This window comes from Roseomonas sp. CECT 9278 (genome assembly GCF_918698155.1).
Classification (GTDB): domain Bacteria; phylum Pseudomonadota; class Alphaproteobacteria; order Acetobacterales; family Acetobacteraceae; genus Neoroseomonas.
This window is the reverse complement of the sequence record NZ_CAKKLX010000002.1, coordinates 73,301-93,657: the sequence shown is the minus strand read 5'-3', so window position 1 is coordinate 93,657 and position 20,357 is coordinate 73,301. Positions and strand designations below refer to the sequence as shown.

Sequence of the window (20,357 nt, the reverse complement as noted above, 5' to 3'; positions counted from 1 at the left end):
ACCCAGGGGAAACGAACCGATGCTGCACCGCCGCCTGCTGCTGACCGGCGCCGCCTTCGCTGCGCCCGCGCTGGCCTTGCCCCGCCGCGCCGCGGCGCAGGAAGTGACGCTGCGGCTGCACCACTTCCTGCCGGCGGTCTCCAACGTGCACCGGCATTTCCTGGTGCCCTGGGCGAACAAGATCCGCGACGAATCCGGCGGCCGCCTGCGCATCCAGATCTTCCCGTCCATGCAACTGGGTGGCGCGCCGCCACAGCTGTACGACCAGGCGCGCGACGGTGTCGCGGACATCATCTGGACGCTGCCCGGCAATACGCCCGGCCGCTTCCCGCGCATCGAGGTGATCGAGCTGCCCTTCATCGCGCACAAGCGCGCCAGCGTGAACGCGAAGGTCTGCTGGGAGCTGTTCGACCGCCACATGCGCCCGGACTTCGCCGAGACGCACATCATCACCGCCTGGGCGCATGATGGCGGCCTGATCCATGCGCGGCGCGAGGTGAAGTCCATGGACGACATGCGCGGCCTGAAGCTGCGCTTCCCCACGCGCCAGGCCGGCGAGGCGCTGAAGGCGCTGGGTGCCACCGCGATCGGCCTGCCGGTCCCCCAGGTGCCCGAGGCGCTGTCCCAGGGTGTCATCGACGGCGCCGTGGTGCCGTGGGAAGTGGTGCCCGCCATCCGCATCCACGAGATGGTGCGCAACCATGTCGGCATCCCGGGCACGCCGACCTTCTATTCAGCGTCCTTCATCCTGGCGATGAACAAGGCGCGCCATGACGGGCTGGCGACGGAATTGAAGCGCGTGCTGGATGCCAATTCGGGTGCGGTGGCCGCCGAGATGGCGGCGAAGGTCTGGGACGACCAGGGCCCGATCGTCGAGGAGATGGTCCGCCGCCGCGGCAACACCATCAGCGAGATCAGCGCCGAGGAAAAGGCGCGCTGGGTCGCCGCCACCGCGCCGGTGACCACCGCCTGGGTCGCCGCCATGCGCGAGCGCAACATCGACGGCGCCGCGCTGGTCGAGGAAACCCGCGCGCTGGTCGCCCGCCACGGCCAGGGCGTGGCGTGACGGGGGCGGGGGCGGCCGGCGCCGTCCCGGCAGCGCCGGGCGCACCGCGCGGCCCCGTCGCGTGGCTGGCCACCGGCTTCGCCGTCGCGGGCGGTGCGGTGCTGCTGGGCGTGGCCTTCCTGGTCAGCATCTCCGTGGTGCTGCGCTGGGTGGCCGGCCAGCCGGTGAAGGGCGACATCGAGCTGGTGCAGATCGGCGGCGGCCTCGCGGTGCTGGGCTTCCTGGCGCAGGGCACGATGATGCGCGCCAACATCTTCGTGGACAGCTTCACCGCCTGGCTGCCACGGCGCGTGAACCAGGCGATCGACGCCTTCTGGAACCTGGTCTGGGGCGTGGTCGCGCTGGTGCTGGCGGAACGCATGGCGGTGGGTGCGAGCGAGGCGCTGCACAGCCACACCACCACCATCGGCCTGCTGGCGGTGCCGATCTGGTGGGCGATCGGCCTGGGCGCGGCGTGTTTCGCGGCGACCGGGCTGGCGGCGCTGTACTGGGTGCGTCGCCTGGCCCGGGGGCGCGGCTGATGGCGCTCGCGCGCAGGCGCGGCTGATGGCCGAGGAATTCGTCCTGGCCGGCGCCGGCTTCGGCGCGCTGCTGCTGCTGATGGCGCTGCGCTGCCCGATCGGCCTGGCGATGCTGGTGGTGGGCTGCGCGGGGTATGTGCATATCGTCGATGCGACGCGGCTGCTGGCGTATCTCAAGACCACGCCGTTCTTCCTGTTCGCCAACTACACGCTGTCGGTCATCCCGCTGTTCATCCTGATGGGCGCGCTGGCCGAACGCGGCGGGCTGGCGCGCGACCTGTTCGTGGCGGCGAATGCGCTGGTGGGCCACAAGCGCGGCGGGCTGGCGATGGGCGTGATCGGCGCCTGCGCGGGGTTCGGCGCGGTGTGCGGGTCATCCGTCGCGACCACGGCCACGATGGGGCGCGCCGCGCTGCCGGAACTGCGCCGCTACGGCACGCTGCCGGGATTCGCGGCCGGCACCATCGCGGTGGGCGGCGTGCTCGGCATCCTGATCCCGCCCTCGGTGATCCTGGTGGTCTATGCCATCAGCACCGAGCAGAACATCGCACGGCTGTTCATGGCCGCGCTGATCCCCGGGCTGATGGCGACCGGCTTCTACATCCTGGCCATCGCGGTGATGGTCCGGCTGCGCCCTGCCCTGTGCCCGGCCGGGCCGCGCGTGGCGCCCGACGAACGCCGCGCGGCGCTGCGCAATGTCATCCCGGTCATGCTGATCGCGGTGGTGGTGGTGGGCGGCATCTATGGCGGGGTGTTCACGCCCACCGAGAGTGCCGCGGTGGGCTGCGCCGCCACGCTGCTGGTCGGCCTGGCGCGCCGCACGCTGGGCGGGCGCCAGGTGGTCGATGCGCTGAAGGCGACCGCGGAGACCACCGCGATGATCTTCGCGATCCTGCTGGGGGCGGAGGTGTTCAACGCCTTCCTGGCACTGTCGCAGGCGCCCGACCTGCTGGCGGTCTGGGTCAGCGAGCAGGGCTTCCCGCCCTATGGCGTGCTGATCGCGTTCCTCGCGGTCTACATCGTGCTCGGCGCCGTGATGGACGAATTGGCGATGATGCTGCTGACCCTGCCGGTGTTCTTCCCGGTGATCACCGCGCTGGATTTCGGCCTGACCACCGAGGAAACGGCGATCTGGTTCGGCATCCTGGTATTGTGCGTGGTGGGCATCGGGCTCGCGGCGCCGCCGATCGGGCTGAACGTGTTCGTGGTGTCGGGGTTGGCGCGGGATGTGCCGATCGGGGCGATCTATCGCGGCGTGCTGCCGTATCTGCTGACCGATGTGGTGCGGCTCGGGCTGTGCGTGGCCTTCCCGTGGCTGTCGCTGGCGATGGTGCGGGCATTGAGCTGAGCGGCGGGTTGCGCGGGGCGGCGCGGCGGTATCATCCTCCGGCCACACACACGGAGTCGCCCGCCCCATGAAGACCCGCGCCGCCGTCGCCTGGAAAGCCGGTGCCCCGCTGACCATCGAGACCATCGAGATCGGCGGGCCGAAGCCCGGCGAGGTGCTGGTGGAGGTGATGGCGACCGGCGTGTGCCACACCGACGCCTATACGCTGTCGGGTGCCGACCCGGAGGGGATCTTCCCCGCCATCCTGGGCCATGAGGGTGCCGGCATCGTGCGCGAGGTCGGTGCCGGCGTGACCACGCTGAAGCCCGGCGACCATGTGATCCCGCTCTACACGCCGGAATGCCGGCAGTGCAAAACCTGCCTGTCGCAGCGGTCCAACCTGTGCACCGCGATCCGCGCGACGCAGGGCAAGGGCGTGATGCCGGATGGGAGCAGTCGTTTTTCCTGCGACCAGGGAACCGTGTTCCACTACATGGGCTGCAGCACCTTCGCGAACTTCACCGTGCTGCCCGAGATCGCGCTGGCGAAGGTCCGGCCGGACGCGCCCTTCGACAAGATCTGCTACATCGGCTGCGGCGTGACCACCGGCATCGGCGCCGTCATCAACACCGCGAAGGTCTGGCCGGGGGCCAATGTCGCGGTGTTCGGGCTCGGCGGGATCGGGCTGAACGTGCTGCAGGCGGCGCGGATGGTGGGCGCCGACAAGATCATCGGCGTGGACATCAACCCGGCGCGCGAGGAGATGGCGCGCAAGTTCGGCATGACCGACTTCGTGAACCCGGATGCGATCGGCCGCGACAAGGTGGTGCAGGCGATCGTCGACCTGACCGGCGGCGGCGCGGATTTCTCCTTCGAATGCGTGGGCAATGTGAACCTGATGCGCCAGGCGCTGGAATGCACGCATCGCGGCTGGGGCGAGAGCATCATCATCGGCGTCGCCGCCAGCGGCCAGGAGATCAGCACGCGCCCCTTCCAGCTGGTGACCGGGCGCAACTGGCGCGGCACGGCCTTCGGCGGCGCGCGCGGGCGCACCGACGTGCCGCGCATCGTGGACTGGTACATGGAAGGCAAGATCGAGATCGACAGCCTGATCACCCACACCATGCCGCTCGATGAGATCAACACGGCCTTCGACCTGATGCATGAGGGGACGTCGATCCGGTCGGTGGTGGTGTACTGAGATGCCCGTGAACCCCGCCGACGGCGCCGTGCTCGGCGCGCTCTATGGCACCGATGCGATGCGCGCGGCGATGGGCGAGGACGCCTTCCTGCAACGCATGCTGGATGTGGAGGCCGCGCTGGCGCGCGCGCAGGCGCGGCTGTCGATCATTCCCGCCGAGGCCGCTTCCGTCATCACCGAAGCGGCGTCGGATGCGTCGCGACTGGATCGCGCGGCCATGGCGGCGGCGACGCGCAACACCGGCTATCCGGTGGTGGCGCTGGTCAAGCAGCTCACCGCGCTGGCCGGCCCCGATGCCGGGCGCTGGACGCATTGGGGTGCCACCACGCAGGACATCATGGACACGGCGGTGGTGCTGCAGCTCCGCGACGGCCTGGCGCTGATCGAATCCGACCTGCGCGCGACCTGCGCCGCGCTGGCGCGCATGGCGGCCGCGCACCGGGGCACGGTGATGGCCGGGCGCACGCACCTCCAGCACGCGCTGCCGGTGACCTTCGGCTACAAGGTCGCGGTGTGGCTGTCGCCGCTGCTGGCCTCGCTCGACGCCCTGCCCCGCGTGCGCGAACGGGCGCTGCGCCTGTCCTTCGGCGGTGCGGCGGGGACGCTGGCCTCGCTCGGCGCGCAAGGGCTGGATGTCTCGCGCGAACTGGCGGTGGAACTGGATTTGGCCGAGGCCGACATCCCCTGGCATGTCGCGCGCGACGGGCTGAACGAGGCGGTCTGCTGGCTCGGCATCCTGTGCGGGACCCTGTCCAAGATCGCGACCGACGTCATGCTGATGTCGCAGACCGAATATGGCGAGGTGAGCGAGCCGCATGTCTTCGGCCGCGGCGGGTCGTCGACCATGCCGCAGAAGCGCAACCCGATCGCCTGCGAATACGTGCTGAGCCAGTCGCGCGGCGTTCATGCGCTGGTGCCGCAGATGCTCGGCGCCATGGCGCAGGATTTGGAGCGCGGCACCGGACCCTGGCAGGCGGAACTGCTGGCACTGCCGCAGGCCTTCCTGCTGGGCCATGGCGCGCTGTCCCAGGCGCGGTTCATCGCCGAGGGGCTGGTGGCGGATGCGCCGCGGATGCGCGCGAACCTCGATGCCACCGGCGGGCTGATCGTCAGCGAGGCGGTGATGATGGGCCTCGCGCCCGTGCTCGGGCGGATGGACGCCCACCATGTGGTGAACGACGCCTGCGACACGGTGCGCGAGAGCGGCGGCAGCCTGACCGCCGCGCTGCTGGCCGACCCGCGCCTGGCCGGCAAGCTGGATGCCGCGGCCATCGCGCGCATGACCGACCCGGCGGGCTACCTCGGTTCCGCCGGCGCCTTCACCGACCGCGTGTTGGCGCGCGCGGCCGGCATGGGGCTCAGTTAGCCGCCTCGGCCAGTTCCAGCAGGGCGGCGCCGTTGCGGCGGAAGGCCGCCATCTGGGCGCTCGTGCCGCGGCAGCGTTCCGTGAAAAGGGCGCTGTCGGGGGCGACCACGTCGATCTTGCTGCGCACGCGGCAGACCAGGCGCGTCATCTGCCGCGGCGACCCGCCATGCCAGCGCACCACGGCCAGGCCCCAGTCGCCATAGGTGTCGTAGTGCTGGCGCAGGTAGCCCGCGGCCCAGTCGGTGGCGCGCCAGGGGTCGAGCGGCCAGTCCTGCCCGCCGCGCGCATGCACGCCGGTATGCACCTGCACGCAGCCGGCCATGGCGCGACCGCCGGCGGCGCGCATCAGCCGCGCCGCTTCCTCGCGCGTCTCGGGGTAGAAGGCGCGGCCGCCGATGCTCAGCGCATGGGCGTGCAGACCGCTTTCATTGAGCGCGATGCCGACCAGCAGGCCTTCGGGCAGGCCGTGCTTGCGCTCGGCGTCGCGCGCGGCCTCCAGGCAGGAGCCGCGCGGGGAGGTGTCGCGCACGGCCGGCGCCGCGAGGACGAGGCCCTCGAGCGGTTCGTGCTGCGCGCAGGCCACGGTCGACAGCGCCATGGCGCCGACCAGCACGGAGGCGAACAGCGGCGACAGGAGCCGCCGTCGTCGCCGGCCTGCCATGGCCCAGATCCGGCGGAGCCGGGTCCCGGAGCGTCGGGCGACCCGCGGCATCGCGCGCGCGGGTGCCGCAACATGTCGTCGGCAGGGGGGTGCCGACGATCCATTCGCGGTCGTCATGGCGCCCAGACATCACAGTCCTGCCGAAAGATCAAATGCCGTGAACCACAAGAGGCGCAGCACAATGCCAAGAGACACAATGAGGCAGGAATGCGGCAAAGTCAAAATTCAATAATATGACTTCGTCTCCGCGCATCCTTCTGGCCTGTCTTGTCGTCGAATACTACAAAGTTAACTAATTGTGATCCGAAGGCCCGGCAGCCGGCGAGGTGTTCCTGCCGGGCCGGCCGGGCCATCTTACGCTGTGCGTCAGCCCATCCGGACCGTGGGGGCAGCCTGGCCATCGATCAGCACATTGACGCAGGCCGGCTTGCCGGAGGCGAAGGCGCGCTCCACCGCCGGGGCGATCTCGCTGGCCTCGGTGACGAATTCGCCATGGCCGCCGAGTGCGGCCACCACCAGGTCGTAGCGCGTGCCCGGCGCCAGTTCGCAGCCATGGGCGCGTTGGGCGCCGTAGTCGCGCAGCTGGATCTGGTGTTCCGCATTCCACTTCGCGTCGTTGCCGACCACCGCGACGAAGGGCAGGCCGTGACGATGCGCGGTGTCGAATTCGGCCATGTGGAAGCCGAAGGTGCCATCGCCCAGCACGCAGAGGATGCGTGCATCGGGCCGCGCCGCACGCGCCGCCAGCGCGAAGGGCAGCGCGGCGCCGATCGCGCCCGCCACGCCGTTGATGATCCGCGCCGGCGCCGACAATGTCGCCTGCGCCCATTGCCCGATCTCGCCGCCATCGACCACCAGCACGCTGTCGGGCGCGGCGATGAACGGGCGCAGCGCATGGAACAGCGTGGCGGGATGGATCGGGCCCGGCGGCGTGCCGGCCAGCGCCGCCCAGCCGGCCGGGCGGAAGGCGATGGCCTGGCCGAGGCGCTGCGACCAGGCCGCATTGCCATGCGCCGCCACCGCCGGCGTCAGCGCGGCGACCGCCTCCGCCGCGCCGGCCATGGCGGCGAGCGCGACGCGATCGCCCAGGCTGCGGACGGCGCGGGCCAGCACCTCCGGCTCCGGGTCGATCACCACGAAGCGGGCGGACGCCGCGATGCCCGGCGCGCGACCGAAGCGCAGCGTGAAGTCCAGCGCCTTGCCGACCAGCACCACCAGGTCGGCTTCCGCCAGCACCTGCGCGAAGGCGCCGAGCGACGGGTCGCCAAGCCCGCGCGGGCTCTCCATCGCCACGACCGGCAGGCCCGCGGCGGCGGACAGGGCCGCGATGGCATCGCGCCCGGTGGGCGTGCACAGCGCCGGCGGCGCGACCAGCACCGGGCGTTGCGCGCCCGCGATCACGCGCGCGATCGCCGCCGCGCTGTCGGCCGACAGCGGCATGGGCGCGGGCGCATAGGCGGCCGGCCCGCGCAGGGTGGGCGGCGCGACGCGCGCATCCAGCACGTCGGTCGGCAGCGACAGATGCACCGGCCCCGGGCGCCCCGACCGCGCCAGGCGGATCGCGGAGGCGACCTCGCCCGCCAGCGCCTCGGGTGACGACGCGGTGAAGGCCTTCTTGCAGACCGGTTCCGCCATGCGCGCCTGCTCCAGTTCCTGGAAGGCGCCGAGGCCGAGTTCGCCCAGCGGCGCATGGCCCGAGAGCAGCAGCACCGGCACCTCGCCCGCCATGGCGGTGGGCAGCGCGGCGACCGCGTTGGAATGCCCCTGCCCGCCGGTGACCAGCGCCACGCCGCATTCTCCGGTCAGCCGCGCCCAGGCATCGGCCATGTGGACCGCGGCGGCCTCGTGGCGGACGTGGATGATCTCGATGCCCGAGCCGACCAGCGCGTCGTAGACCGGCATGATGTGGTTGCCCGACAGGCTGAAGATGCGGCTGACGCCCGCGACCTTCAGCGCCTGCACAAGGATGTCCGCGCCGCGGATCGTCTCGGCCATGATGTTCCTCCCGTTCGATGGTCGCGCGCAGGACGCCACGGGCTGGACAGGCTGTCCAGCGCCGGTAGTCTCGCGGCAAGTCCTGCCATGGCGTGGCCCGCCGGTTCGCCGCGGTGGCCGATGGAACGGCGACCTCGCGGGCGGGACACGAGGGGAGAACCGCATGGCCGAGCCGGCCAGCCTGAAGGTCAGCGTGTGGCGCGGCGATGCGTTCCGGCGCTACGAGGTGCCGGCGGGCACCAACCAGACCGTGCTGGACGTGGTCACGCATATCCAGCGCGAGATCGACCCGTCGCTGGCCTATCGCTTCGCCTGCCGCGTCGGCATGTGCGGGTCCTGCGCCATGACGGTGAACGGGCGCGCGCGCTGGACCTGCCGGACGCATGTGAAGCGCGTGGTGGGCGAAGACGGCGCGCTGGAATTGCGCCCGCTGGCGAACCTGCCGGTGATCCGCGACCTGGCCGCCGACCTCACGCCCTTCTTCGACAAGTGGCAGCGCGCGCGCGGGACGTTTCAGCCGAGGGATGCGGCGGATGGCGTCGTGCCGGAAGGCGCGCTCGTCAACGTCGTGCCCGAAGGCGCGCTCGTCAACTTCGTGCCGGAAGGCACGCTCGGCAACGTCGTGCCGGAAGGCGCGCTCATCAACGACGTGCCGGAAGGCGCGCTCGTCAACGACGTGCCCGAGGATTTCGCGGTGGTGCCGCCGGCGAGCAAGGCGCGGCGCGAGGCCGATGCCGGCATCGAATGCATCGGCTGCGCGGTCTGCTACGCCAGTTGCGACGTGGTGGCGTGGAATGCCGACTACCTCGGCCCGGCGGCGATGAACCGCGCCTGGACGCTGGTGAACGACGTGCGCGACGGGGCGCGTGCGGAACGCCTGGACGCGGTGGCGGGCGATGCCGGCTGCCATTCCTGCCATTCCACGCAATCCTGCACGGAACGCTGCCCGAAGAACCTCGACCCGTCCTCGGCGATTGCCGGGCTGAAGCGGACGTTGTTCTGGGACGCGCTGCTGGGGCGGCGGTGAGCGGCGCGCGCGGGCAGACGCATCTGTGGGTGGTGCAGCGCGTCACGGCGATGCTGCTCGGCATCGCGGTGGTCGTGCACCTGGTCACCATCGTGACCGCGGTGCGCGGCGGGCTGTCGGCGCGCGAGATCCTGGACCGCACCCAGGGCAACGAGGCCTGGCTGGCCTTCTACGTGGTCTTCGCGCTGGCGGCCGGGCTGCATGGCGCGATCGGGCTGCGCAACATCGCCGCCGAGACGATCGGCCTGCGCGGGCGCGGCGCCGATCTGGCGTGGCTGGCGGCCGGGCTGGTGACGGCCGGCTTCGGCATCCGCGCGGCGCTCGGGCTTTATGCGTGATGGACCTGCGGCCGCGATCCCACCCGACCTACCTGGCCTTCGTGGTGCACCGCGTCTCGGGCCTGCTGCTCGCGCTGTTCCTGCCGCTGCATTTCTGGGCGCTGGGCAGCGCGATCAGCGGCGAGGCACGGCTCGACGGCTTCCTGCGCTGGGCCGACAACCCGCTGGTCAAGGCCGCCGAGACGGTGCTGGTGGTGCTGCTGGCCGCGCACCTGGCCGGCGGGCTGCGCGTGATGGCGCTGGAATTCCTCGGCTGGCGGCGGCGGCAGAAGGACATGGTGGCGGCCTCCGCCGGGGTCGCGCTGCTGGTCGGCCTGTTGTTCCTGCTCAATGTGGTCTGAGGCCGCGCTGGTGGCCGGGGCGTGCTTCGTCGCCGCCTTCTGCGCGGGGATGGCGGGGTTCGCCTTCGTGCTGGTGGCGGCGGGCATCCTGCTGCATGTGGTGCCGCCCGCCATCACCGCGCCGGTGCTGGTGCTGGGCAGCCTGATGGCGCAGTCCATGGCGCTGCCCGCGCTGTGGAAGCACATCGACTGGCCAAGGCTGCGCTTCTTCCTGGGCGTGGCGGTGCTCGGCCTGCCGGTCGGGCTGCTGGTGCTGGCGAAGGGGCCGGCGCCGATGATCGTCGCGGGGGTCGGGCTGCTGCTGGTGGTCTATGCCGGCTACATGCTGTCGCGCATCGCGCTGCGCCTCGCGCCGCCGGCCGTGGGTGGCGGGCGCGCGGCCGATGGCGTGGTGGGGTTCCTCAGCGGCATCCTGGGCGGGGTGGGCGGCTTCGTCGGCGCGCTGCCGGCGATGTGGGCCGATATCCAGGGCTGGCCGAAGGACCGCGCGCGCGCCTTCATGCAGCCCTTCATCGTGGCGATGCAGGCGATCACCGCGGTCGGCCTGGCCTTCGCCGGCTTCTTCACGACCGAGGCGCTGGTGCTGACCGCGGCGGCGACGCCCGCTTTGGTGGTCGGCACCTGGATCGGGCTGCGCGCCTATGTGAGGCTGCCGGCGCAGGGGTTCCGCGTGGTATTGCTGGTGCTGCTGCTGGTGTCCGGCATCTCGCTGCTGGTCTGAACGGGAGGGTCCGCCATGACGCTGATGACGAAGCCCGGGGTAGAACCCCTGCGCGTCGAACCGGACGCGATCGAGGAAGCGGCGAAGCTGCTGTACATCCGCGCCTGCAAGATATTGCCCGACGACATCAAGGCGGGCTTCGCGCGGCTCGATGCCAGCGAGACCGACGGCACCGCGCGCACCATCCTCGCGACCATGATCGAGAACATCGGCGTGGCGGAGCGCATGGACAACCTGCTCTGCCAGGACACCGGCATCCCGATCTTCAATGTGCTGGTCGGGCGAAACGTCCAGGTCGATGGCTGGGCGCTGAAGGCGGCGATCGCGCGCGGCACGGCGCGGGCCACGCGCGAACACCCGCTGCGGTCCTCGGTGGTGCATCCCATCACCCGCCGGAACGAGCACACGTCGTGCGGCGAGCGCGTGCCCGTCATCAACATCGACTTCACCGATGTCGAACGCGAACTCCGCATCGAGATGATCCCGAAGGGCAGCGGGTCCGAGAACGGGTCCTTCCTGCAGATGCTGATCCCGGCCGATGGGGTTGCGGCGGTGAAACGCTTCGTGGTGGACCGGGTGATCCAGGCGGGGGGAAAAGTCTGCCCGCCGACCATCGTGGGCGTGGGCATCGGCGGCACCTCCGACCTGTGCATGCACCTGGCCAAGATTGCGGCGACGCGCCCGCTGGGATCGCGCTGCGCGGATGCCGAGGGCGCGAAGCTGGAGGCGGAACTGTCCGAGGCCGTGAACAGCCTCGGCATCGGCCCGCAGGGCCTGGGCGGCGATTCCACCGCCTTCGCCGTGCATGTGGAAACCGCCGCGACGCACATCACGATGAATCCGGTGGCGGTGAACATCCAGTGCCATTCGGCGCGCCGCGCGAGTGCGACCTTCACGCCGGATGGCGTGGCGATCGGCTTCTGATGCTCGTGGTGGCCGAGGCGACGCCCGCCGACCGCCCGGCGCTGGTCGCGCTGCTGGCGGAGATGGCCGGCTTCTATGCCGAACGCCGCGACGCGACCACGCTGGCCGGCGCCGCCGAGGCGCTGACCACGCCGGCCGGGCGCGCCGGCCCCTTCTGCCTGCTGGCGCGACGCGGCGGCGACCCCGCCGGCCTCGTGTCCCTGTCCGGCTTCTTCCCCGCCTTCGACTTCACCTGGGGCCTGCTGCTGAAGGACATCTTCGTGGCCGAGGCCGCGCGCGGGTCCGGCGCGGCGCGCGCGCTGATGAGGGCGGCGATGCGCTTCGCCACGGATCGCGGCTATTCGCGCGTGGACTGGACCACCGATGGCGGCAATGCGCGGGCGCGCGGCTTCTATGCCGGGCTCGGCGTCGCGCCGGCGGACAAGATCTTCTATCGTCTGGCCGATACCGCGCTGGCCGCCGCCGGCGCGGGGGACTGGCCGGCGCCGAGGGACACGCCATGACCCACCACACCCTGCCCATGCCGATCACCGAGGCGCAGGTGCGCGCCTTGCGCATCGGCGACACCGTGACGCTGGAGAACCTGGTCTTCGGCATCCGCGACGCCACGCAGATCCACATGTTCGACCACGGCCGGCGGACCACCTTCGACCTGCGCGGCCATGCGGTGATCCATACCGCGCCGAACCTGCGGAAGGTGGAGCGATCCGGCACCAACCATTCGGGGTATGAGGCGGTGTGCGTCGGCACCACCACCTCCGACCGCATGGAACGCTTCACGCGCCCGCTGATGGAACGCGAGGGGGTTCGCATCATCATCGGCAAGGGCGGGCTGCGCGAGGGCTCGCTGGAGGCCTTCCGCGACATCGGCGGCGTGTACCTGGCGGTGGTCGGCGGCGCGGCGGCGCTGGAGACCACCTGGATCGAGGCGGTGGAGGATGTCGACCTCGACGACCTCAATCCTGAGTCGCTCTACAAGTTCCGCGTCAGGGGCTTCGGGCCGCTGCTGGTCGCGATGGACAGCCATGGCGGCAGCCTCTACGAGACCGTCAATGCGGAAGCGGCGCGGCGGCGCCAGGCCGTGCTCGAGAAGCTGGGGGCCGCATGACGGCGATCATCGCCCCCATGATCCTGCTGCCGCTGCTGTTGCTGGGCCAGGTGATCCCGCCGCCATTCGGGCAGTTCGCGCTGCTGCTGGTGGTCGGCCGCGCCTATGGCACCGACCAGCGCGACGTGCCGGTGCCCGAGCCGCGCCTGCAATCCGCCCCCGCCGAGGACTGCAATTGCGGCGTGCCCGCCAGCCCGCGCGGGCCGCGATGATCGGCGCAGCGCCGCGAAGGCACGGCCCGCATGCGTGACACCATCGCACGCCGCCGCACCGACATCCTGGTGCTGGGCGCGGGCGGCGCCGGGCTGCTCGCCGCGCTGCATGCGAAGGATGCCGCGCCGGATCTCGACGTGACCATCGCGGTGAAGGGCCTGCTGGGCAAATGCGGCTGCACCCGCATGGTGCAGGGCGGCTACAATGTTGCGATCGCCGCGGGGGATTCCGCCGAGCGTCACTTCATGGACACGCTCGATGGCGGCAAGTGGCTGAACGACCAGGACCTGGCCTGGACGCTGGTGGTCGGCGCGCAGCGGCGCATCCGCGAACTCGAGAACCGCTGGGGCTGCTTCTTCGACCGCAACCCGGACGGCACCATCCACCAGAAGGCCTTCGCCGGGCAGACCTTCGATCGCACGGTGCACAAGGGCGACCTGACGGGCATCGAGATCGTCAACCGCCTGGCCGAACAGGTCTGGGCGCGCGGGATCAACCGCATGGAGGAACATCGCGCGGTGGCGCTGATCCCCACGGCCGACGGGTCGCGCCTGTCGGGCGTGCTGCTCATCGACATGCGCGGCGGCGGCCTGGTCTTCGTGCAGGCGCGCGCCGTGCTGCTGGGCACCGGCGGCGGGCCGACCATGTACAAGTACCACACGCCCTCGGGCGACAAGGCCTGCGACGGCATGGCGATGGCGCTGCGCGCGGGCCTGCCCCTGCGCGACATGGAGATGGTGCAGTTCCACCCGACCGGCGTGCTGGCGGGCCCCGGCACGCGGCTGACCGGCACCATCATCGAGGAAGGGCTGCGCGGCGCGGGCGGCTACCTGCTCGGCGGCGACGGGCAGCGCTTCATGCACAAGTACGACAGCCGCGGCGAACGCGCGACGCGCGACATCGTCAGCCGGTCCATGCAGCGCGAGATCCTGGCCGGCAACGTGAACGCCGAGGGCGGGCTGTGGATCGAGATGAAGCACCTGGGTCCCGACCGCGTGGCGCGCGAGTTCAAGGGCATGGTGGAACGCTGCGCCGATGTCGGCTTCGACCTGGCCGGCGGGCGTGTGCCGGTGGTGCCGACCGCGCATTACATGATGGGCGGCGTGGTGTTCCGCGCCGATGGCGCCACCGACCTGCCCGGGCTGTTCGCCGCCGGGGAGGATACCGGGGGCGTGCATGGCGCGAACCGCCTCGGCGGCAATGGTGTCGCGAATTCCACGGTGTTCGGCGGCATCGCCGGGGACACGATGGGCACCTGGGTGCCGAAGCAGGGCAGCTTCGAGGAACCGGACGCGGCCGCGCTGGACGAAGCCATCGCGGGCATCCAGGCGCCCTTCGCGAAGCCGGCGCGCAACCTGTCCCCGATCCGCGACGCGCTGCTCGACCTGATGTGGGACAAGGCGGGCATCCTGCGCGACGGCCCCGGGCTGGCGGTGGCGGCGGCGGGGCTCGATGCGCTGGAGGCGGAGACCGACGCCGCCGGCGTCGATGGTGCCGACCGCGCCTTCAACATCACCTGGCACGACTGGCTGAACCTGAAGTCGCAACTCCTGGTCAGCCGCGCGATCGTGGCCGCGGCGCAGGCGCGCGAGGAATCGCGCGGTGCCCATTGGCGCGAGGATTTCCCGCAGACCGACGACGATGCCGCCGGCCTGGCCGCCACGCGCGTGACGCTGCGCGGCGGCACCATCGCGCTGGACTGGCAGGCGGTGCAGTTCACGCGCCTGCGCCCGGGCAGCAGCCTGCTGGCCGCGGAATGACCAGGTAGGCGGTTTCTTCACCTTCCTCGGCCAGGCTGCGACCCCTGCAGAGCCGGGAATTCGTCATGCTTCCGAAGTCGATCGGCGCGCGCATCGCCGCTGCCGCCATTGCCATCGCCGTGATCGCCTGCCTGGGCTTCGGCGCCCTGGTTGTGCTGCGGGACACGCAGGCCGCCGATGCGCAGCTCGAACAGTCGCTGGGCGCCGCGCGCAACGCCTTCGACGCCGCGCTGCAGGCCGAAACGCGCGAGATCGCCAGCGCCGCCGAGGCGATCGCCGCCATGGCGCCGGTCGCCGAAGCCCTGGCCCGGCAGGACCGCGCCGCGCTGCTGGCGCTGCTGCAACCCGCGCAGGCCGGCATGACCGCCGCCAGCAAGCGGCTGAACATCCAGGTGCCGCCGGCCGTCAGCTTCCTGCGGGTCTGGCAACCCAACCAGCATGGCGACGATGTCTCCGCCCGCCGGCATACCGTGCCCGCGGCGATGCGCACCGGGCGCACCCATGCCGGCCCGGAGCGCGGCCTGAACGATGTCAGCCTGTTCGGCACGGCGGCGATCCGCGCCGATGGCCGGGTGATCGGCACCGTCGACATCGCGATGAACTTCTCCGCCGAGGTGCTGGCCAGGCTGCGCAGCGCCACCGGAACCGACATCGCCATCCTGCGCGCCACCGACCGGGGCTTCGAGCCTGTCGGCAGCACGCTGCCGGCCGGCGCCGAGCTCGCCACCGCGGCCGCCCGGACCGAGGCGATGCGCCAGCAGGGCATCCGCAGCGAAGCCCGCATCGGCGAGCGCGACTTCGCGGTGCTGTCCTTCCCGCTGCGCGATGCCGGCGGCAATGCCATCGGCGTCGTCGAACTGGCGGTGGACACGGCCGCGATCGGCGCGGCGCGGATGGAGACGATCCGCTTCGTGCTGTTCACCGCCGCGGCGCTGCTGGCGGTCGCGGTGCTGCTCGGGCTGCTGGTGGCGCGCTCGATCGCCCGGCCGGTCACGCGGCTGACCGCGCGCATGCAGGCGCTGGCCGGGGGCGAGCTGGCTGCCGACGTGCCCGGCCGCGACCGCACCGACGAGATCGGCGCCATGGCCCGCACGGTCGAGGTGTTCCAGCAAGGCCTGGTCGAGGCCGAGCGCCTGCGCGGCGAACGCGCCGCGGCGCGCGAACGCGAGGCCACCGCCCGCCACCAGGCAACCCAGGCCATGGCGAGCGAGGTCGAGACCGCCTTGTCCGACATCGCCCAGCGCCTGGCCGGCACGGCGGGCGGCCTGGCCGATGCCGGGCGGCGCCTCAACGCCACCGCCGAAAGCTCGAACGCCGCCGCCGCGCAGACCGCCGAGGGCGTCAGCCGCGCGTCCAGCAACGTGCAGACGGTCGCTGCCGCGACCGAGGAGCTGGCCGCCTCGACCGCCGAGATCAGCCGGCAGATCGCCGAGGCCGCGTCGGTCGCCGGGGAGGCCGCGCAGCAGTCGCGCAACACCGATGCCACGGTGCAGTCGCTGGCCGAGGCCGCCGGGCGGATCGGCGACGTGGTGCGGCTGATCAACGACATCGCCGGGCAGACCAACCTGCTGGCGCTGAACGCCACGATCGAGGCGGCGCGCGCCGGCGAGGCCGGCAAGGGCTTCGCCGTGGTCGCCAGCGAGGTCAAGACCCTGGCCGCCCAGACCGCCCGCGCCACCGAGGAGATCGCCAGCCAGATCACCGCCATGCAGGCCGCGACCAATGCCTCCGTCGCCGCGGTGCGGACCATCGGCGAGACGATCCAGCGCATGGACAGTGTGGCGACCGCCATCGCCGCCGCGATCGAGCAGCAGGGCGCGGCGACGCGCGAGATCGCGCGCGCCGTGCAGCAGGCGGCCGAGGGCACCAACGACGCCTCGGCCTCGGCCGGCCAGGTGGCGACCGAGATGGGCGAGACGCTGGCCTCGGTCCGCGCGGTGAGCGACGGCGCCGCCCAGGTGCGCGCCCAGGGCGATGGGTTGCGCGATGCGGTGGGCGGCCTGATCGGGCGGCTGCGCGCCGCCTGAAGCGGCGCGGGCGCGATTGCCACGCGCCCGCGCTTGACACTGCCCCACGCGCTTCGCCACATACCCTGCATGGGGATGTCCGCGATCACCCCGTGAGGCCTCGGCCGAAGCATCGCGTCCAGAACTCCCGCATACGGAGAGGACGCCCATGCCGGCTCCCACCATCGTCACCGCCCCGCAGCTTGTCCGCCGGATCGGGCTGCCCGACTCCCCCGTGCTGATCGACGTCCGCACGGATGAGGACGCGGCGGCCGACCCGCGCTTCATCCCCGGCAGCATCCGGCGGTCGCATCGCGACGTCGCCGACTGGGCCGCCGCCTTCGCCGGGCGCGACGCCGTGCTGGTCTGCCAGAAGGGGCTGAAGCTCAGCCAGGGTGCCGCGGCCTGGCTGCGCCATGCGGGGGCGGCCGCGGAATCGCTCGAAGGCGGGTTCGAGGGCTGGCGCGATGCCGGCCTGCCGCTGGTACAGCCCGCCCATGTTCCGCCACGCGACACGCAGGGCCGCACGCTGTGGGTGACACGCGCGCGGCCGAAGGTGGACCGCATCGCCTGCCCCTGGCTGATCCGCCGCTTCGTCGATCCCTCCGCGGTGTTCCTGTTCGTCGCCCCTTCGGAAGTCGCCGCCGTGGCCGATCGCTTCGGCGCGACACCCTTCGACATCGAGGATGTCTTCTGGTCGCATCGCGGCGGATCCTGCACCTTCGACGTGATGCTCGATGAATTCACGCTGCACACGCCGGCACTCGACCGGCTCGCGCTGATCGTCCGCGGGGCGGATACCGCGCGGGCGGACCTGGCGCCCGAGGCTGCAGGGCTGCTCGCCGCCTCGCTGGGGCTGTCGCGAATGCATCGCGACGACCTGGTGCAGCTCGATGCCGGGCTCGCACTGTACGATGCCTTCTATCGTTGGGCACGCGATGCGACCGACGAGACCCACAACTGGCCCACCCCCGGGAAACCCGCATGACCACGCCCGCCTTCCCGACCTTCGCCGAAGCCGTGCGCGTGTGGCTGCGCGTCGGCCTGCTGTCCTTTGGCGGGCCGGCCGCGCAGATCGCGGTGATGCACCGCGAGGTGGTGGACGACCGCCACTGGGTCTCCGACGCGCGGTTCCTGCATGCGCTGAACTTCTGCATGCTGCTGCCGGGGCCGGAGGCGCAGCAGCTCGCGACCTACCTCGGCTGGCTGATGCATGGCGTGCGCGGCGGGCTGGTCGCGGGGCTGTTGTTCATCATCCCTGGCGCCGCGGTGATGCTGGCGCTGTCCATCATCTACGCCACGCTGGGCGAGGTGCCGATCGTCGCCGCGCTGTTCTTCGGCCTGAAATGCGCGGTGCTGGTGCTGGTGGTGGAAGCGCTGCTGCGGGTGGCCAAGCGCGCGCTGAAGGGCAGCGCGCCGTGGCTGTTGGCGGGCGCGGCCTTCCTGGCGCTGGCGGTCTTCAACCTGCCCTTCCCGCTGGTGGTGCTGGCCGCGCTCGCGGTCGGCTATGCCGCGCCGGGCGCCTTCGCCGCCGGGGGCCATGGCAAGGCGAAGGACGGCCCACCCGCGCTGCTCGATGCCGCGCTGGCGGCCGACCCCGACCGCATCGCGCGCATGGCGCCGGCGGCGCGCCGCGCAGGGCTGATCGCGGTGGCGATGTGGGTCTGGCCGGTGGCGCTGCTGTTCGGTGCGGGCGTCTATGGCGATGTCGCGTGGTTCTTCTCGAAGATGGCGGTGGTCACCTTCGGCGGCGCCTATGCGGTGCTGGCCTATGTCGCGCAGGAGGCGGTGGAGAATTTCCGCTGGCTGACCGCGCCCGAGATGCTGGCCGGCCTGGGCCTGGCGGAAACCACCCCCGGCCCGCTGATCCTGGTGCTGCAATTCGTGGGCTTCCTGGCCGGCTACCGCGCCGATGGCGTGCTGGGCGGCGTGGCGGCCAGCCTGGTCACGCTGTGGGTCACCTTCGCGCCCTGCTTCGCCTGGATCTTCCTGGGCGCGCCCTTCGTCGAACGCATGCACGACCAGCCGCGGCTGAAGGGCGCGCTGGCGGGCGTCACGGCGGCGGTGGTCGGCGTGATCGCGAACCTGGCGCTGTGGTTCGGGCTGCGCGTGGTCTTCGCGCAGGTGAACCGCGTGCCGGTCGGCCCGGCGGCGATCGACGTGCCGGTGTGGTCCACGCTGCAGCCCAGCGCGCTGGCGCTCGCGGTGCTGGCGGCGGTGCTGCTGTTCGGGCTGAAGCAGGGCCTGGCGCGGACGCTCGCGATCAGCGCCGCGGCTGGGCTGGCGCTGTCGTTCCTGCCGTCCTGACGCCGGTCCGCGGTTCCTCCAGCAGCCAGTACAGGATGTTGTTGCGGAAGGTCGGGTCGCGGGTGATCTCCAGATGCTCGCGCGGCAGGAACAGCGCGCGGCGGAAATCCATCGGGCTGACCACGCCGGGGCTGCGCGCCGCCGGGTCCTGGCCTTGGCGCGCATCAAGCAGGGCGGAATCGCGCAGCACCAGGCCATCGCCCGGCGCTGTCGCCACTTGCACGATGGCGCCGGTCGCGGGGTTGGCGGCGTAGCGTTCGGTGGTCGGCAGGGCGTCGCCGGCCACGATCATCAGTTCGGTGCCCGCCGGGATGGCGGCGGGGCGGTCCATGGCGGCGGCGAAGGCGCGCGCGCGGGCCAGCAGCCGCGCCTGCAGCGCGATGGCGATGCGGCGGCGTTCCTCGGCGCCGGCCACGTCGGGCATGAGCTGAGCGAGGTCGGCATCGATGCCGGGCTTGGCGATGCCCCACCCCATGCGTTGCCACAGCGCCGGGTCGTAGGTGTCGACCGCCGTATCGGTGCCCGCCAGCACAACCGGGCGCGAGCGCGGGCGCGGCAGCAGCTGGTACAGCGATGGCATGGTGCCGAGAATGGCCGGGCTGTAGCGCGGCACGATCGGCGAGCCGAAGTCGCGCCCATCGACCAGCACGCGGAAGCCGTCGAGCGACCCGCCATTGGGCGTGCCCACCTGGATCAGCCGGCCCATCATGCCCGCCCCTTCCCAGGTGAGCGGCGGCAGGCTGCCATTCGCCGGCAGGTCGGCGCCGCCATACATCATGGCGTAGCGCGCGACGATGCCCCCCATGGAATGCGCGACGATGTCGAACTTCACCGGCGCGTCGCGCACGCCGTAGCGCCGCGCGTATTCGCCCTGCACGAAGGCGCGCTTTTCCCGCATGAAGGCGATCAGGCGGCGGGCGTTCACCACGTTGTCCTGGCGCCAGTCATAGGCGAACTGGAAGCAGGTGAAGTGGTCGTTGCCGTAGTTGACCTGGCCGCCCAGGCCGAGGGCTTCGTCGCGATAGCCGCCGACGCCGAGCGTGCTGAGGATCTCGGCATAGGCCTGCAGCGCGATCGGGATGCCGGCCACGCGGATGCGCACGCGGTCGAGCACGCCGTCCGCCGCGACCGCGCTGCCCGGCGTGTTCATCATGTCGGTGAAGGGCAGTGCCACCAGGCGTGCGCCATCGGCGGTGCCGGGGTCGGCGGCGTTGCCGTCGAAGGCGCCCCAGACGATGCGGCCCGAGGCCGGGTCGCGCAGGCGGCTGCCGAGCAGGCCCGGGATGACGATGATCGGGTTGCGGTCGATGCCGTGGTTCTGTGCCGCCGGGTTGTACAGCAGCGCGAGGTCGGCCACCGGTTCGCGCGCGCAAGCCGCGAGTGTTGCGGTGGCGCCCAGCAGCAAGGCACGTCGCGATGCGGTGTTCATGTCCCGGCTTTCGCTCGTCGGGGACCCCCCGTTACGTTCCCCCGGT

At 71.9% G+C, this 20,357-nt stretch carries 20 protein-coding genes; 17 read left to right on the top strand and 3 right to left on the bottom strand.

Features of this window, described 5'->3' with window-relative positions; genetic code table 11:
- The first annotated feature begins 19 nt into the window (after positions 1–19).
- From LQ222_RS01780 to LQ222_RS01760, 5 genes are all read left to right on the top strand, one after another.
- The gene (locus LQ222_RS01780; protein WP_230164084.1) at positions 20–1,066 is read left to right on the top strand and encodes a TRAP transporter substrate-binding protein; all 1,047 of its coding nucleotides are present in this window, start codon (positions 20–22) and stop codon (positions 1,064–1,066) included.
- The gene (locus LQ222_RS01775) at positions 1,063–1,587 is read left to right on the top strand and encodes a TRAP transporter small permease (RefSeq protein WP_230164083.1); all 525 of its coding nucleotides are present in this window, start codon (positions 1,063–1,065) and stop codon (positions 1,585–1,587) included. Before LQ222_RS01780 ends, LQ222_RS01775 begins: the two co-directional genes overlap by 4 nt.
- Before the next feature lie 25 nt (positions 1,588–1,612).
- Positions 1,613–2,935: a TRAP transporter large permease gene (locus LQ222_RS01770; RefSeq protein WP_230164082.1), complete on the top strand. Its 1,323-nt coding sequence runs from the start codon at positions 1,613–1,615 to the stop codon at positions 2,933–2,935.
- A 67-nt stretch (positions 2,936–3,002) separates the two neighbouring features.
- Positions 3,003–4,115 carry an S-(hydroxymethyl)glutathione dehydrogenase/class III alcohol dehydrogenase gene (locus LQ222_RS01765; protein ID WP_230164081.1) on the top strand — a complete coding sequence of 371 codons (1,113 nt, stop codon included), beginning with the start codon at positions 3,003–3,005 and terminating at the stop codon, positions 4,113–4,115.
- 1 nt (position 4,116) lies between these two features.
- Positions 4,117–5,481 (top strand): adenylosuccinate lyase family protein, encoded by a 1,365-nt coding sequence (locus LQ222_RS01760; RefSeq protein WP_230164080.1) that lies wholly within the window; start codon positions 4,117–4,119, stop codon positions 5,479–5,481.
- Here the strand turns inward: LQ222_RS01760 and LQ222_RS01755 are convergent.
- Positions 5,474–6,142 carry a transglycosylase SLT domain-containing protein gene (locus tag LQ222_RS01755; protein ID WP_230164079.1) on the bottom strand — a complete coding sequence of 223 codons (669 nt, stop codon included), beginning with the start codon at positions 6,140–6,142 and terminating at the stop codon, positions 5,474–5,476. The two genes, LQ222_RS01760 and LQ222_RS01755, sit on opposite strands and share 8 nt — an antisense overlap.
- Before the next feature lie 366 nt (positions 6,143–6,508).
- Positions 6,509–8,137 carry a thiamine pyrophosphate-binding protein gene (locus LQ222_RS01750; RefSeq protein WP_230164078.1) on the bottom strand — a complete coding sequence of 543 codons (1,629 nt, stop codon included), beginning with the start codon at positions 8,135–8,137 and terminating at the stop codon, positions 6,509–6,511.
- Between the two features lie 163 nt (positions 8,138–8,300).
- Between LQ222_RS01750 and LQ222_RS01745 the strand changes: the two genes are divergently transcribed.
- From LQ222_RS01745 to chrA, 12 genes are all read left to right on the top strand, one after another.
- The gene (locus tag LQ222_RS01745; protein WP_230164077.1) at positions 8,301–9,164 is read left to right on the top strand and encodes a succinate dehydrogenase/fumarate reductase iron-sulfur subunit; all 864 of its coding nucleotides are present in this window, start codon (positions 8,301–8,303) and stop codon (positions 9,162–9,164) included.
- Positions 9,161–9,502 (top strand): succinate dehydrogenase, encoded by a 342-nt coding sequence (locus tag LQ222_RS01740; protein ID WP_230164075.1) that lies wholly within the window; start codon positions 9,161–9,163, stop codon positions 9,500–9,502. Before LQ222_RS01745 ends, LQ222_RS01740 begins: the two co-directional genes overlap by 4 nt.
- Positions 9,502–9,843: a succinate dehydrogenase, cytochrome b556 subunit gene (gene sdhC / locus LQ222_RS01735; RefSeq protein WP_230164073.1), complete on the top strand. Its 342-nt coding sequence runs from the start codon at positions 9,502–9,504 to the stop codon at positions 9,841–9,843. Before LQ222_RS01740 ends, sdhC begins: the two co-directional genes overlap by 1 nt.
- Positions 9,833–10,564: a sulfite exporter TauE/SafE family protein gene (locus tag LQ222_RS01730; protein WP_230164072.1), complete on the top strand. Its 732-nt coding sequence runs from the start codon at positions 9,833–9,835 to the stop codon at positions 10,562–10,564. Before sdhC ends, LQ222_RS01730 begins: the two co-directional genes overlap by 11 nt.
- Before the next feature lie 15 nt (positions 10,565–10,579).
- Positions 10,580–11,488: a fumarate hydratase gene (locus LQ222_RS01725; protein ID WP_230164071.1), complete on the top strand. Its 909-nt coding sequence runs from the start codon at positions 10,580–10,582 to the stop codon at positions 11,486–11,488.
- The gene (locus LQ222_RS01720; RefSeq protein WP_230164070.1) at positions 11,488–11,991 is read left to right on the top strand and encodes a GNAT family N-acetyltransferase; all 504 of its coding nucleotides are present in this window, start codon (positions 11,488–11,490) and stop codon (positions 11,989–11,991) included. The genes LQ222_RS01725 and LQ222_RS01720 overlap by 1 nt, the downstream gene beginning before the upstream one ends.
- Positions 11,988–12,596: a fumarate hydratase C-terminal domain-containing protein gene (locus tag LQ222_RS01715; RefSeq protein WP_230164069.1), complete on the top strand. Its 609-nt coding sequence runs from the start codon at positions 11,988–11,990 to the stop codon at positions 12,594–12,596. Before LQ222_RS01720 ends, LQ222_RS01715 begins: the two co-directional genes overlap by 4 nt.
- Positions 12,593–12,808 carry a hypothetical protein gene (locus LQ222_RS01710; RefSeq protein ID WP_230164068.1) on the top strand — a complete coding sequence of 72 codons (216 nt, stop codon included), beginning with the start codon at positions 12,593–12,595 and terminating at the stop codon, positions 12,806–12,808. The genes LQ222_RS01715 and LQ222_RS01710 overlap by 4 nt, the downstream gene beginning before the upstream one ends.
- A 30-nt stretch (positions 12,809–12,838) precedes the next feature.
- Positions 12,839–14,569: an L-aspartate oxidase gene (locus LQ222_RS01705; RefSeq protein ID WP_230164066.1), complete on the top strand. Its 1,731-nt coding sequence runs from the start codon at positions 12,839–12,841 to the stop codon at positions 14,567–14,569.
- Between the two features lie 65 nt (positions 14,570–14,634).
- Entirely contained in the window at positions 14,635–16,596 is a 1,962-nt protein-coding gene (locus LQ222_RS26275; protein WP_305800001.1) for a methyl-accepting chemotaxis protein, read from the top strand.
- A gap of 148 nt (positions 16,597–16,744) precedes the next feature.
- Positions 16,745–17,563 carry a sulfurtransferase/chromate resistance protein gene (locus LQ222_RS01690; RefSeq protein WP_230164064.1) on the top strand — a complete coding sequence of 273 codons (819 nt, stop codon included), beginning with the start codon at positions 16,745–16,747 and terminating at the stop codon, positions 17,561–17,563.
- Entirely contained in the window at positions 17,560–18,882 is a 1,323-nt protein-coding gene (gene chrA, locus LQ222_RS01685; protein ID WP_230164062.1) for a chromate efflux transporter, read from the top strand. Before LQ222_RS01690 ends, chrA begins: the two co-directional genes overlap by 4 nt.
- Here chrA and LQ222_RS01680 read toward each other — a convergent pair.
- Positions 18,839–20,311 carry a lipase/acyltransferase domain-containing protein gene (locus LQ222_RS01680; protein WP_230164059.1) on the bottom strand — a complete coding sequence of 491 codons (1,473 nt, stop codon included), beginning with the start codon at positions 20,309–20,311 and terminating at the stop codon, positions 18,839–18,841. The two genes, chrA and LQ222_RS01680, sit on opposite strands and share 44 nt — an antisense overlap.
- Between the last annotated feature and the right edge of the window lie 46 nt (positions 20,312–20,357).